The 13,198-nt window shown below is 65.2% G+C and carries 16 protein-coding genes; 10 read left to right on the top strand and 6 right to left on the bottom strand.

The genetic code is table 11. From position 1 onward, the window contains the following. Nucleotides 1-29: 29 nt before the first annotated feature. Nucleotides 30-824, bottom strand: a complete 795-nt coding sequence (gene phnC, locus ACGYK2_RS16140) for a phosphonate ABC transporter ATP-binding protein (RefSeq protein WP_271689406.1) — start codon at nt 822-824, stop codon at nt 30-32. A gap of 432 nt (nt 825-1,256) precedes the next feature. On the opposite strand from phnC, the gene ACGYK2_RS16135 reads away from it, so the two are divergent. The 6 genes from ACGYK2_RS16135 (at nt 1,257) to ACGYK2_RS16110 (ending at nt 3,630) form a co-directional block, all read left to right on the top strand. Further along, nucleotides 1,257-1,511 carry a hypothetical protein gene (locus ACGYK2_RS16135; RefSeq protein ID WP_209217383.1) on the top strand — a complete coding sequence of 85 codons (255 nt, stop codon included), beginning with the start codon at nt 1,257-1,259 and terminating at the stop codon, nt 1,509-1,511. Then, nucleotides 1,508-2,269 (top strand): ChaN family lipoprotein, encoded by a 762-nt coding sequence (locus tag ACGYK2_RS16130; protein WP_271689407.1) that lies wholly within the window; start codon nt 1,508-1,510, stop codon nt 2,267-2,269. The genes ACGYK2_RS16135 and ACGYK2_RS16130 overlap by 4 nt, the downstream gene beginning before the upstream one ends. Before the next feature lie 11 nt (nt 2,270-2,280). Then, nucleotides 2,281-2,598 (top strand): antibiotic biosynthesis monooxygenase, encoded by a 318-nt coding sequence (locus tag ACGYK2_RS16125; RefSeq protein ID WP_209217381.1) that lies wholly within the window; start codon nt 2,281-2,283, stop codon nt 2,596-2,598. A gap of 160 nt (nt 2,599-2,758) precedes the next feature. Continuing rightward, on the top strand, nt 2,759-2,935 hold the full coding sequence (locus ACGYK2_RS16120) for a hypothetical protein (RefSeq protein ID WP_271689408.1): 177 nt from the start codon (nt 2,759-2,761) through the stop codon (nt 2,933-2,935). Nucleotides 2,936-2,940: 5 nt separating this feature from the next. Beyond that, on the top strand, nt 2,941-3,105 hold the full coding sequence (locus ACGYK2_RS16115) for a hemin uptake protein HemP (protein ID WP_082851946.1): 165 nt from the start codon (nt 2,941-2,943) through the stop codon (nt 3,103-3,105). 96 nt (nt 3,106-3,201) lie between these two features. After that, entirely contained in the window at nt 3,202-3,630 is a 429-nt protein-coding gene (locus ACGYK2_RS16110) for a YqaA family protein (protein ID WP_271689933.1), read from the top strand. Nucleotides 3,631-3,633: 3 nt separating this feature from the next. Here the strand turns inward: ACGYK2_RS16110 and ACGYK2_RS16105 are convergent, their stop codons facing one another. Then, a complete protein-coding gene (locus ACGYK2_RS16105) occupies nt 3,634-4,155 on the bottom strand; it encodes a cell wall hydrolase (protein ID WP_271689409.1) in 522 nt (173 codons plus the stop codon). Between the two features lie 182 nt (nt 4,156-4,337). Here ACGYK2_RS16105 and ACGYK2_RS16100 point away from each other — a divergent pair, with 182 nt between their 5' ends. Continuing rightward, nucleotides 4,338-5,027, top strand: coding sequence for a UTRA domain-containing protein (locus ACGYK2_RS16100; protein WP_271689410.1), 690 nt, complete (start codon nt 4,338-4,340; stop codon nt 5,025-5,027). Between the two features lie 37 nt (nt 5,028-5,064). Here the strand turns inward: ACGYK2_RS16100 and hutU are convergent, their stop codons facing one another. From hutU to hutI, 4 genes are read right to left on the bottom strand one after another with little or no spacing between them, the layout of a single operon-like run. After that, nucleotides 5,065-6,732, bottom strand: coding sequence for a urocanate hydratase (gene hutU, locus ACGYK2_RS16095; protein ID WP_271689411.1), 1,668 nt, complete (start codon nt 6,730-6,732; stop codon nt 5,065-5,067). Next, complete coding sequence (gene hutG, locus ACGYK2_RS16090; protein WP_271689934.1) at nt 6,729-7,529, bottom strand: N-formylglutamate deformylase; 801 nt, start codon at nt 7,527-7,529, stop codon at nt 6,729-6,731. The genes hutU and hutG overlap by 4 nt, the downstream gene beginning before the upstream one ends. Before the next feature lie 11 nt (nt 7,530-7,540). Further along, complete coding sequence (gene hutH, locus ACGYK2_RS16085; protein ID WP_271689412.1) at nt 7,541-9,079, bottom strand: histidine ammonia-lyase; 1,539 nt, start codon at nt 9,077-9,079, stop codon at nt 7,541-7,543. Then, nucleotides 9,076-10,284, bottom strand: coding sequence for an imidazolonepropionase (hutI, locus tag ACGYK2_RS16080; protein ID WP_271689413.1), 1,209 nt, complete (start codon nt 10,282-10,284; stop codon nt 9,076-9,078). Before hutI ends, hutH begins: the two co-directional genes overlap by 4 nt. A gap of 85 nt (nt 10,285-10,369) precedes the next feature. Here hutI and ACGYK2_RS16075 point away from each other — a divergent pair, with 85 nt between their 5' ends. The 3 genes from ACGYK2_RS16075 (at nt 10,370) to ACGYK2_RS16065 (ending at nt 13,165) form a co-directional block, all read left to right on the top strand. Then, the gene (locus tag ACGYK2_RS16075; RefSeq protein WP_271689414.1) at nt 10,370-11,728 is read left to right on the top strand and encodes a formimidoylglutamate deiminase; all 1,359 of its coding nucleotides are present in this window, start codon (nt 10,370-10,372) and stop codon (nt 11,726-11,728) included. 108 nt (nt 11,729-11,836) lie between these two features. After that, nucleotides 11,837-12,055: a hypothetical protein gene (locus tag ACGYK2_RS16070; protein ID WP_209217373.1), complete on the top strand. Its 219-nt coding sequence runs from the start codon at nt 11,837-11,839 to the stop codon at nt 12,053-12,055. 120 nt (nt 12,056-12,175) lie between these two features. After that, nucleotides 12,176-13,165 (top strand): ROK family protein, encoded by a 990-nt coding sequence (locus tag ACGYK2_RS16065; RefSeq protein ID WP_271689415.1) that lies wholly within the window; start codon nt 12,176-12,178, stop codon nt 13,163-13,165. Nucleotides 13,166-13,198: the final 33 nt, after the last annotated feature.

The raw sequence follows: 13,198 nt of genomic DNA, 5'->3' as shown, positions 1-13,198 counted from the left end.
ACAAAAAATGCCCTTTGGGGCGGGTCGTGTCAGGCTGGCACTTTGTCCAGCGTTTCGATCTCGGTTGAGGTGGCAGCTTCGGAAAAGCTGCTGTCCGCACAGTAGATTTCGCGGGCCATGCTGGTGGTCAGCTGCTCGGGCGTGCCGTCAAAGACGATTTTCCCGTCGCGCATCCCCACCACGCGGTCGCAATAGCGGCGCGCGGTATCCAGCGTGTGAAGGTTGGCGATGACCATACGGCCGTCTTCCTCGTGAATGCGACGCAGCGATTGCATCACCACCTGCGCGTTCATCGGGTCGAGGCTGGCGATGGGTTCATCGGCCAGAATGATCTGCGGGTCTTGCATCAGGGCGCGGGCGATGGCGACGCGCTGTTGCTGCCCGCCGGAAAGCGCCTCGGCCCGTTTGGGAGCGTGCTGTGCGATGCCCAGCCGGTCGAGAATTTCGATGGCGCGGGTGATGTCGGCATCGGGGTAGAGGTTGAAGATGCTGCTGAGCGTCGAGCGACGGTTGAGCGTGCCGTGCAGCACGTTCGATACCACATCCATCCGCGGGACGAGGTTGAACTGCTGAAAGATCATCGCGCATTCCGCCTGCCAGCCACGCCGGGCCGCGCCGCGCAGGGCGGTCACATCGCGCCCTTGAAACAGGATCTGCCCCGAGGAGGCATCGGTCAGCCGGTTGAGCATCCGCAGGATTGTGGATTTCCCCGCGCCGGAGCGGCCGATGATTCCGATCATCTGCGGCTTGTCGACCTCTAGGTTGGCGCGGGCCACCGCTGTGTTCGCGCCGAATGTTTTGGTCAGTTCAGAAATGACGAGCATAAGTCCCCCGGGGTTTGCGGGGCGAGCTATCGCAGCGGTGAATGTCACGAATGTTTAAGTTTGACGAAGCTTTTGTAACGCGTCCCTTTTTGCGGAACGGCTGTCCAAGCGTGCGCGTTTGTGCTTGTTTTATATGCGGTTGTGCGACGCTCCTTCCGCTGCGCCGGGGGGCGAGAGCGGCGAAGATGCGGGGACCGAGAGGCCGCCAATCCCAATGAACCAAGGGTCTGCGAAATAAGGCTTGCGGAACAAAGCGCCGGGATTAATGCTTTCTCTCTTAAGGCGGTTCAGATAGGGCCGCATCTGGTCAGGCCGCGCAATTGGCGCAGCGACCGTTAAGATCTTTGGCCGGATCACCGCGCGCGCAGTGTCCTCCACCCGCGCCCCCTATGGTGAGACAGGCCCCCGACAAGCATTCAAAGGAGCGCGTTCATGGACGCCCAAGTTATCGCATTTCTGATTCTGCTGCCGATCACGCTGGTTTTCGTCTACGCAGGCATCCACGAGTTTCGGCGCTACAAAAGCGAGGGCAAGGCGAACTACGGGTTGGTCTTTGACGAGGAAAGCGGCACCACCCATGTCAGCGGCATCGCCGAAGACGAAGACCCGTTCGACCCCGAAGACTTTGACCCCAACGATTACAACGACCCCGAAATCAAAACCGACACGGATGAGCGCAAATCGTGAGCGCGAAGCGTCTTTGCGCTGCGCTGCTGCTCTGGTCGGCGCTGCCCGCGAACGCTGACACCCCCGCCGAGATCGTGATCTTGGGCGAGGTGCACGACAATCCCCATGCCCATCTCGAACAGGCCGCCGCATTGAAGGCGCTGCGTCCTACGGCTGTGGTGTTCGAGATGCTCACCGCCGAAGAGGCGGCAAAGGCCGACGCCGATCGCAACCAGATTGCGCAGGCTTGGGCGGCGAGCGGGTGGCAGCGCTTCGATATCTATGCCCCGATCTTTGACGCTTTGGGAGACGCCCGCATCATCGGCGCCGCCGCTCCGCGCGCTGCTGTGCAGCGCGTGTACCGCGAGGGGGCAGCCGCGCTCTTCGGGTCTGATGCGCCGCGCTTTGGCCTTGACCAAACCTTGCCGGAGGATCAGCAGGTCGCGCGGGTAGAGTTGCAATTCGCCGCCCATTGCGAAGCCATGCCGCGCGAGATGATGGGCGGGATGGTCGCCGTGCAGCGCTACCGCGACGCCACCTTCGCCCGCGCCGCGCTCGACGCGCTCAAAGCCTACGGCCCGCCGGTGGCGGTGATCACCGGCAATGGCCACGCCCGCACCGACTGGGGCATTCCCGCCCTCATCGCCCGCGCCGCGCCCGAGGTCACGACCCATGCCATCGGCTTTGTAGAGGCCGAGACCGCGGTGCCTCTCGATGAGATCCGCCTCATCCCGCCCGCCGAGCGCGACGACCCCTGCAACGCCCTGATTGAGAATTAAAGGACAGGCCCATGTATCTTGCCATGAACCGTTTCACCGTCTTGCCCGAGAATGCCGCCGCTTTCGAAGCGCTTTGGCTGAACCGGGAAAGCCACCTGAAGGAGAGCGAAGGGTTCGTCTCCTTCCACATGCTCAAAGGGCCGGAGGCGGAGGGGGCGATCCTCTATGCCTCTCACACCGTTTGGGAGAGCGAGACGCATTTTCGGGCTTGGACGACCAGCGATGCCTTTCGCGCCGCCCATGCGCGGGCGGGACAGACCCGCAAGCTGCACGAGGGTTCACCGCAGTTCGAAGGCTTTAGCGCCATTCAAAAGATCGACGCGGAATAACGCGGAAGGGCCGGGGTTTCTATACTTGACTAAAATAATCAGATTAAGTAGCCGTTAAAGGAACCCGGGCGTTTCGCCGGGGTATGTACGACTTTACGCCGAAACCGTCCAAGCCACCGCGCGTCGGAAGCCCGGATGTCAATGGAAAGGAGCCCGCCCCGTGAGGACACCTGTGACCACGCCCGAGCCAATGAGCCATGCCCGGCTACAGACCCCATCCAACAACAGCTGGCGCGACATCGCGCTTGGCAGCAACGATGCCGCAGCCTGCGACGGTTTTGGGCTGGAGCATCTCATCGATCTGCAACGCGCCCGCCAAATGGGAGAGATGGCATGAGCCTGATGCAAAAACTGCCCGATCCATCGCCCGCCGCCCAACCGGCCCAAGAGGCCGTGCATGATGCCCGCGCCTTGGTGCCCAATGGCTCGACCGCGAATATCGTCTTAGACGGCCAGACCTATACGCTGCGCATCACGCGGGCGGGCAAGTTGATCCTGACCAAATAAGCCTGCGCGCTTTCCCAAAGCGCGGCTTGCCCTGTGGGCGCGGCGTCTTTACTGACGCGCCATGCCCTGCCGTCTTTGCCCACTCTTGCCGCTGACATGCTGGCCCTGCTGAGCCTGTTCTTCGCGGCGCTGCTGGCGGCCACCCTGATCCCCGCGCAATCCGAAGCGGTGCTATTGGGGCTGATGTGGTCGGGCGCTCATGCCACGGCGCTTCTGTGGCTGGTGGCGACGCTGGGGAATGTGCTGGGATCGCTGCTGAACTGGTGGCTGGGCCGCTACCTCAGCCATTTCGCCGATCACCGCTGGTTTCCCTTCTCGGCCAAGCAGATGGCCCGCGCCTCTGGCTGGTATCGGCGTTGGGGCTATTGGAGCCTGCTGGCCAGTTGGGTGCCGATCATCGGCGATCCGCTGACCTTGGCCGCGGGCATGTTGCGCGAACAGCTTTGGCGGTTTTTGCTGATCGTCACCCTTGCCAAGGGCGGGCGTTACCTTGTTCTGATCCTGATCGCCCGCGGAGTTCTGTGACCCTTAGTGCGGGGTGATCCCTTCGAGCGGCGGCAGCGGGTTGGGCGCGGTCACAAGATGGGCGCGGCGCTTTTCGTAAAAGGCGTTGCCGCCCGCGGTCACCACATAATGCATGTTGTTGTAGTTCGCATTGTACCACGCCGCGTGAAAGAATTTCGCGCGGGTGACTTTGGGGTGACGCTCTCCCTGCAGCACCGCCAGTGCCGTGGCGCGGGCCAGCGGGGCGCCGCGGTCGGTCATCGGTTTCGTCATCACGCCGGGGGCGAATTGATTGGGCTGACCGACCACGCCGCAGACCGTGTCAGGGAAGGCGTCGGAGTGGACGCGGTTCAGCACCACCGTGCCCACGGCCACCATCCCGTCGCGGCTGGAACGGTTGGATTCGAAATACATCGCGCGGGCCATACACTCCACCTCATCCGCCGGGACCGCGACGACTTCGGTCTGCTTGCCACCGCAGGCGGCGAGCAGGCCAAGGCCCAAGAGCAAAGCGGCAGTGCGGAGTTTCGGGGGCTGAACGCGCATGGGCGGCCTTTCTGGCTGAGGGGGCAGGTGGGACATAATTTTCCAGCAAACACGGGCAGAGGCAAGACCCGCGCCCGGCTCCGGCGGTATCCCTCCGGGCGGGGCGCGCGGGGGGCGCTTGGGCTGGGGATTGATCTAGTGTAATGCTTGGTCAAACAGTCATGATCGCAGCAGGCCGCCCTATGAAAGTCACCTACCGGGATGTGAAAACCGACATCCTGTCAAAGATCACCAAGGGCGAGTGGCCATTGGGCAGCCTTGTGCCCAATGAGGTCGATCTGGCCGAGACCTATGGCTGCGCCCGGGCGACGGTCAACCGCGCCATGCGCGAATTGGCCGAAGAGGGGTTCATCGAAAGGCGGCGCAAGGCGGGGACGCGGGTGCGCATGGCCCCCCTGCGGCAGGCCCGTTTCGACATTCCGCTGGTCCGGGCCGAGATCGAAGAGAAGGGCGCCGACTACCGGTATTCGCGGGTGAGCCACCGGGTCGAGCCTGCGCCCGACTGGCTGCGCGCCCGGCTAAAAATGGGCGCGGGGTGCGAGGCGTTGCATCTGGTCTGCATGCATTACGCCGATGGCGACCCCTATCAATTTGAGGACCGTTGGATCAACCTCGCCACCCTGCCGCAGGCGCGGGAGGAGAGTTTCACCGATGTCGGGCCGAACGAATGGCTGATCTCGGCCATTCCCTTTTCGGATGTGGAGATCAGCCTTTCCGCTGGTCTGGCCGATCAGCGGTTGAGCGAATACCTCGCCTGCGGCTTGGGCGATCCGGTCTTTACGGTGGAGCGGTCGACGTGGTGGGAGGGGCAGGCGGTGACCTATGTGCGGCTGTCCTACCGCCCCGGCCACCGCCTGACGACGCGCTATTAAACTGCCGCCGCCGCGGGTGGGCGGCGGCGCTCAGCGCTCAAAGGATACCCGGCAGGTTCAGCCCATGTTCGCGGGCGCAATCGCGCGCTTCGTCATAACCCGCATCCGCATGGCGCATCACGCCCGTTGCCGGGTCGTTCCAGAGCACCCGCTCGATCCGGCGGTCGGCGTCCTCGGACCCGTCACAGCAGATCACCATGCCAGAGTGCTGTGAGAAGCCCATGCCGACCCCGCCGCCGTGGTGCAGCGACACCCAAGTCGCCCCCGAGGCGGTGTTCAAAAGTGCGTTCAGCAGCGGCCAGTCCGACACCGCATCAGAACCGTCTTTCATCGCCTCCGTCTCGCGGTTGGGCGAGGCGACGGAGCCACTGTCGAGGTGGTCGCGGCCAATCACCACCGGCGCGCTGAGTTCGCCTGTGCGGACCATCTCATTGAAGGCCAGCCCCAGCTTGTGGCGCACGCCTAAGCCCACCCAGCAGATCCGTGCGGGCAGCCCTTGGAAAGAGATACGCTCCCGCGCCATGTCGAGCCAGTTGTGCAGATGCGTGTCCTCAGCGAGGATTTCCTTCACCTTGGCGTCGGTCTTGTAGATATCCTCAGGATCGCCCGACAGCGCCGCCCAGCGGAAGGGGCCGATGCCGCGGCAGAACAACGGGCGGATGTAGGCGGGCACGAAACCGGGGAAGTCGAAAGCGTTCTGCAACCCTTCCTCCAGCGCCATTTGGCGGATGTTGTTGCCATAGTCGACCGTGGGGATGCCCGCGGCGTGGAAATCGACCATTGCCTGCACCTGCACCTTCATCGAGGCACGGGCGGCTTTTTCGACGGCTTTGGGATCGCTCTCACGTTTCTCGCGCCATTCGCCCATCGTCCAGCCCTGCGGCAGGTAGCCGTTCACCGGGTCATGGGCCGACGTCTGGTCGGTCACGATATCGGGGCGGACCCCGCGTTTCACCAGTTCGGGAAAGACATCTGCCGCATTGCCCAGAAGCGCCACGGACTTCGCCTCGCCCGCGGCAGTCCAGCGGTCGATCATCGCCAGCGCTTCCTCAAGGCTGTCGGTCTTTTCATCGACATAGCGGGTGCGCAGGCGGAAATCGATGCTGTCGGGATTGCACTCCACCGCCAGACAGCAGGCCCCGGCCATGACCGCGGCCAAAGGCTGCGCGCCGCCCATGCCGCCCAAGCCCCCGGTGAGGATCCATTTGCCTTTGAGATCACCGCCATAGTGCTGGCGGCCCGCCTCGACGAAGGTCTCATAGGTGCCTTGGACGATGCCTTGGCTGCCGATGTAGATCCACGATCCGGCGGTCATCTGACCGTACATCGCTAGACCCTTCTTATCGAGTTCGTTGAAATGGTCCCAATTCGCCCAATGCGGCACGAGGTTGGAATTGGCGATCAGCACGCGCGGGGCGTCCTTATGGGTTTGGAAAACCCCCACGGGCTTGCCCGATTGCACCAGCAGCGTTTGGTCCTCTTCCAGCGCGCGCAGGGAGGCGACGATCTGGTCATAGTCCTCCCACGTCCGCGCCGCGCGCCCGATGCCGCCGTAGACGACCAGCTCATGCGGGTTCTCGGCCACGTCGGGGTGCAGGTTGTTCATCAGCATCCGCAGCGGCGCTTCGGTCAGCCAGCTTTTCGCCGAAAGATCGGTGCCGGTGGCGGGATAGACGTCACGGGTGTTCTTGTGCGGATCGCTCATGCTGTGCCTTTCAGGGTAGGGGCCAGTGCGGCCAGAGTTGTCAGGATATCGGTCAGATGGACGCGCAGCCGCGCGGCCTTGTCGGGGTCATAAGGCCAAGGCGGAGCCTCGGCGCCGAGGTAGCTGCTTTGCGCCAGTTCCATCTGAATCGCGTGGAGCCCTTCGGCGGGGCGGCCATAGTGGCGCGTGGTCCAGCCGCCTTTGAAGCGCCCGTTGGTGACGGCGGTGTAGCCGGGTGCGGCGGCGCAGATCTCGGCGACGGCGGCTTCGATCTCCGGCGCGCAGGTGGCGCCGAGGTTCGTGCCGATGTTGAAATCGGGCAGCGGGCCGTCAAAGAGGAAGGGGATCAGCGAGCGGATCGAGTGGCAGTCATAGAGGATCGCGACCCCATGCAGGTCGCGAACGCGGGCCAGTTCAGCCTCAAGCGCTGCGTGATAGGGCGCGTGGTATGCCACGCGGCGGGCCTCAACCTCGGCTGCGTCGGGCGGGGGGGTCCAGATGTCCTGCCCGTCGAAATCCGTCAACGGCACCAGCCCGGTGGTGTTCTGCCCGGGGTAGAGCGATGCGCCCGAAGGGTCGCGGTTGGCGTCGATGACATAGCGGTGGAAGGTCGCGCGCACCGTGGTCGCGCCGGGCAGCAACCCGTCGTAGAGCCGGTCGATATGCCAATCGGTATCCGCCAATTCCCGCCCGCGCGGGTTCAGGTCGCGCCGAATGGCCTCGGGCAGGTCGGTGCCGGTGTGGGGCAGGCCGAGCACGATGGGGCTGTCGCCGCGGGTGATCTCGACGGGGGTGATCTCGACGGGGGTCATGTGGAAAGCCCCGGCATGTTGCAGGCGGCGGCGCGGGTGATCTCACCGCTCGCCACCATCCGTGCCGCGCGTTCCAGATCGGGGGCGAGGTAGCGGTCTTCCTCCAGCGTCGCGACCTCTTCGCGGACCCGCGCGACCACCCGCTGCAAGGTCTCGCTGGTGGCCAGCGGCGCGCGAAAGTCGATGCCCTGCGCGGCGCAGAGCAGTTCCACCCCAAGGATGCGGTTCAGGTTCTCGACCATTTGCCCGAGCCGTCGCGCGCCATGGGCGGCCATGCTGACGTGATCTTCTTGGTTGGCCGAGGTCGGCGTGCTGTCGGTAACGCAGGGGTTGGCGAGATGTTTGTTCTCGCTCATCAGGGCGGCGGTGGTGACTTCGGCGATCATATAGCCGCTGTTGAGGCCGGGGGTCGGCGTCAGGAAGGGCGGCAGGTTGAAGCTGAGCACCGGGTCCACGATCAGCGCCACCCGGCGCTGCGCGATGGCGCCGATCTCGGCCACGGCCAGGGCGATCATATCGGCGGCGAAACCCACCGGTTCGGCATGGAAATTCCCGCCCGAGACGATGAGGTCCGCCCCCGTCAGCACCAGCGGGTTGTCGGTGGCGGCATTGGCTTCGACCTCCAGCGTGGCGGCGGCCATGCGCAGCACGTCCATCGCGGCCCCCGTCACCTGCGGCTGGCAGCGGATGCAATAGGGGTCTTGGACACGGGCATCATTCGCCACATGGCTTTCGCGTATTTCCGAACCTGCAAGCAGGGCGCGCATGGTCTCGCCCGCCTCGATCTGGCCCCGGTGGCCGCGTAGGGCGTGAATTTCCGGTTGCAGCGGCGCGGTGGAGCCCATGATCGCATCCGTCGACAGGGCCGAGATCACCAGCGCCGAATTTGCCGCGCGCCATGCGTCGAACAGCCCCGCCAGCGCGAAGGCGGTCGAGAATTGTGTGCCGTTGATGAGCGCCAGCCCTTCCTTGGGGCCGAACTCCAGCGGGATGAGACCAGCGGCGGCCAATGCCTCTCCACCCGGCATGACGCGGTCTTCGAACTCCGCCTCACCGTGGCCCATCATCGCGGCGGCCATATGGGCCAAGGGGGCCAGATCGCCCGAGGCGCCAACAGAGCCTTGCGCCGGGATCACCGGGGTCACGCCTCGCTCAAGCATGGCTTCGATCAGGTCCACGACCGCCAGCCGCACGCCCGAGGCACCGCGCCCGAGGCTCAGCAGTTTCAGCGCCATCAAGAGCCGCGCATGGCCGCGCGGGATCGCGGGGCCGACACCGCAGCAATGCGACAGGATCAGGTTGCGTTGCAGCGCCGCCGTATCTTCTGCCGCGATCTTGACCGAGGCGAGCTTGCCGAAACCGGTGTTCACGCCGTAAACGGCATCCTCGCCCGCCACGGCCCGAGCGATGCGGGCATGGGCGTCTTCGATTGCGGGGCGGCAGGCGGGGTCGAGCCGCACCGATGCCTCTTCGCGGTAGATGCGGGCCAGATCGTCCAAAGTGGCCGCGCCGGGGGTGAGGGTCAGGGTGGTCACGATTGGCCTCCGAAAATGCGGGAATGAAGCGGGTTGAAGCCGATGCGATAGGCAAGCTCGGCCGGGTGTTTGATGTCCCAAACGGCGAGGTCGGCGCGCAGGCCGGGGCGGATCATGCCGCAATCCGCCAGCCCGAGCGCGCGGGCGGCGTGCTGCGTGGCGCCGCGCAGCGCCTCTTCCGGCGTCAGGCGGAACAGGGTGCAGCCCATGTTGAGCGTCAGCAGCAGCGAGTTCAGCGGCGAAGAGCCGGGGTTGATATCCGTCGCCAGCGCCATCGGCACGCCATGGCGGCGCAGCAGGTCGATGGGCGGCGACTGGGTCTCGCGCAAGGTATAGAAGGCACCGGGCAGCAGGACGGCGACGCTGCCCGCCTCGGCCATCGCGATCACGCCGCTCTCATCCAAATATTCGATATGATCCGCCGAGAGCGCGCCATAGGAGGCCGCGAGCCGCGCGCTGCCCAAGTTCGACAATTGCTCGGCATGAAGTTTCACCGGCAGGCCCAATTCCCGCGCCACGTCAAAGACCCGCGCGATTTGGGCGGGCTGAAAGGCGATGCCCTCGCAGAACCCGTCGACCGCATCTACCAGCCCTTCGGCATGAGCCGCACGCAGGGCGGGGAGGCAAACATCGTCGATATAGGCATCCGCGCGGCCTGTGTATTCGGCAGGCACCGCATGGGCGCCCAGGAAGGTGGTGGAGACGCGGATCGGGCGCTGCTGGCCAATGGCGCGGGCGGTGCGGAGCATGCGCAGCTCGGTCTCGATATCCAGACCATAGCCGGATTTGACTTCGATGGCCGTGACCCCTTCGGCGATCAGCACGTCGACGCGGCTCAGGGCATCGGCCAGCAACTCTGCCTCATCGGCGGCGCGGGTGGCGGTGACGGTTGAGACGATGCCGCCCCCGGCGCGGGCGATTTCTTCATAGCTGGCCCCCTCCAGCCGCATCTCGAACTCTCGCGCGCGGTCGCCGCCGTGCACGATATGGGTGTGGCAATCGATCAGCCCGGGGGTGACAAGCCGCTGGCCCAGCGATTCGGCGGGCAGGTCGCGGTAGCCTTGCGGCAGATCACCGCGCGGGCCGACCCATGCGATCTGGCCCTCGGCAATCGCGATCGCCGCATCTTCGATCAAACCATAGGGCTGTGGGCCATCCATCGTCGCCGCCGTGAGGTCGACCAAGACCCGATCCTGCGCTGTCATCCTATCGCCTCCTCCTAAGGTTTCGCTTTTCTACATCGGTTTTATTTGCTATATGTCTATACATAAAAAAGCAAAGGGCCGTCAAATGATTTTCGCTACACATGCAAAGCTGCCGCAGGGATGGGCGCGTGACGTTCGGATCACGGTTGCCGATGGGCGGGTGACACAGGTGGAAACCGGGCAGACACCGCAGGCCGATGACACCCGTGTCGACACCCTGCTGCCCGCGCTGGCCAATCTCCACAGCCACAGCTTCCAACGCGCCATGGCCGGGATGACCGAGACGCGCTTGGCCGGAAAGGACAGTTTCTGGACATGGCGCGATTTGATGTATCGCTTCACCGCCCATCTGACGCCCGCGCATATCGAAGCCATCGCGGCCTTCGTCTTCCTAGAGATGCAAGAGGCCGGTTTCGCCAGCGTGGGAGAGTTTCACTACCTCCACCACCAAACTGACGGCACGCCCTATGACGATCTGGGGGAGCTATCGGCCCGGATCGCGGCGGCGGCGGCGCAGACGGGGATCGGGCTGACCCATCTGCCGGTGCTCTATACCTATGGCGGGGCGGGGCAGCAGCCCTTGCAGGCGGGGCAGGCGCGTTTTGGCAATGGGGTGGCGCGCTTCGGCACGCTGGTTGAGCAAGCGCAGCGGGCGGTGCGGGACCTGCCCCCCGATTGCCGCGTCGGCATCGCGCCCCATTCGCTGCGCGCCACGGCCCCTTCGGAGTTGACCGAGGTGCTGGCCGCCCATCCCGATGTGCCGGTCCATATCCACCTCGCCGAACAGCCCAAAGAGGTCGCGGATGTCTCCGCTTGGCTTGGCGCGCGCCCGGTCGAGTGGTTGCTGGCCAATGCCGAGGTTGCCGAGAACTGGTGCCTGATCCACGCCACCCATATGACGGAAGGTGAGACCGCTGCCATGGCCCGCAGCGGCGCGGTGGCTGGGCTCTGCCCGGTGACGGAGGCCAATTTGGGCGATGGGCCGTTCAACGGGCCGGGCTACCTTGCCGCCGGGGGGCGATTTGGCATCGGATCGGATTCAAACGTGTTGATTTCGCTAACTGAGGAATTGCGCACGCTGGAATATTCGCAACGTCTGCGGGATTTGGCACGCAATGTGATGGTGGCGGGTGAAGGCTCGGTCGGGGCGGCGCTTTACACAGGTGGGGCGCGTGGCGGGGCCCAAGCGCTTGGCCGAGGCCGGGGCGAGATTGCCGTGGGCGAATGGGCCGATCTTGTGGCGATCGACAGCCAAGACCCGGCGCTCTGCGCGCTGCGGCCCGACCAATTGCTCGACGGTCTGGCCTTTGCCGCCAAGGACCGGGTGGTGACCGATCTGTGGTCAGCGGGCCGCCATGCGGTGACGGGCGGGCGGCACCGGCAGCGGGATCGGATCGTGGCGGGTTACCGTCGCACCATGGCAGAGGTGATGGCGCTTTTGTGAAACCTTCCCTTCCGGGAACTTTAGCGCGGTCTGCCGGGTTGGCCCGGTAACGAAGACCGCGCGAAGTGCTGCGCGGCATAGCCCGAAGACAGCGAAAGGGAGCGGATCATGAGTCCACCAGACACGAACCTCAAAAAACAGGAAAGCCGTCACAAATGGCCCCTGATCGGCATGGCGCTTGTGGTGATCTTCGGCGTCGGGATCATCGTCTATTGGACGGGCGAGGAAGTCGCCACCGCGCCCGAGACGGAAGAAGAAGTGATCGTCGACGAGGAAAACGTCATTGAGGGCGACGATGAAGCATCGGTGCCGATCGCCCCTGATTGATCCAAACGGACAGCACCCAAATGCGAAACCCGGAAGCCTCGGCTTTCGGGTTTTGTTGTTTGACCTCGGCCGCGCGGGCGGGCCATCTTGCACCGGTATCAAGGGCAGCAGGGCAGGCACATGTGGTATTTGGTAGGGGACATCGGCGGCACCAATCTGCGCCTCGCAGCGGTAGACCCGGCGGGGGCGGTGGTGGAACGCCGCAGCCATCCCACCGACGGGCTGACCACCTTGCCCGATGCCTGCGCGACGCTTTGTGCCGAAATGGGCCGCCCGCCCGAAGGGGTCGCCATGGCGGTGGCCGGGGTGGTTGTCGACGGGCAGGTGCGGATGACCAATGCGGCGCGCAGCATCTCGCGCGATGATCTGGCGCGGGCCTGCGGTTTGGACCCCGCCAAGGTGTTGTTGCTCAATGATTTCGAGGCGGCGGCTTGGTCCTTGGCCACGCTGGATGCGGATAAAGTGACCTATCTTCAGGGCGGGCCCGACCCGGAACCAGGGGCGCGGGTGATCATCGGCCCGGGGACGGGCCTTGGCGTTGGGTCTTTGGTCTGGCAGGGCGCCCGGCCCACGGCGGTGCCGGGCGAAGGCGGGCATCTGCGGCTCACCCCCCATAGCGCCGAGGAAGTGGCCTATTTCGAAGCCCTAATCGCGCTTTGGCCCGAGGTGCAGATGGGTGAGGGGCTGGCGGTCGAGGCCGAGGCGATCCTGTCGGGCACCGGCATGCCCTATTGGTATCGCGCCATCGCCTCCGCCCGGGGCGAGGCGGCGCATTTAGAGGGGGCGGCGGCGATCTTTGCGGCGGCCAAGGACGGGGAGGACACGAGCGCCTGTCGCGCGGTTGCCTTGATGGTGCAGTATCTTGGCGGGGTCGCGGGGGATCTGGGCTTGGTCATGGGCGCGCGCGGGGGGGTCTTCATCACGGGGGGCGTGGCGCAGCAGAACCCGTGGATGCTGGATGACAGCTTCCGCGCCGCCTTCAACGCAGGGGGGCGGCACAGCAAATGGCGCGCGGCGATGCCCTTGGGCCTGTGCAGCGACCCCGACTTTGGCCTGCTGGGCGCGCGCAACTGCCTGTTTGTCCAGAATGAACGCCCCCTGCCGGATTGACAGCAGACAACGGGCCGCCATGATTGCCGCAGC

The organism is Sulfitobacter sp. 1A10359 (assembly GCF_043558145.1).
In the GTDB taxonomy this organism is placed as follows: domain Bacteria; phylum Pseudomonadota; class Alphaproteobacteria; order Rhodobacterales; family Rhodobacteraceae; genus Sulfitobacter; species Sulfitobacter faviae.
Note: the sequence above shows the minus strand (reverse complement) of the source record. Positions and strands in the feature narration are given on the sequence as shown.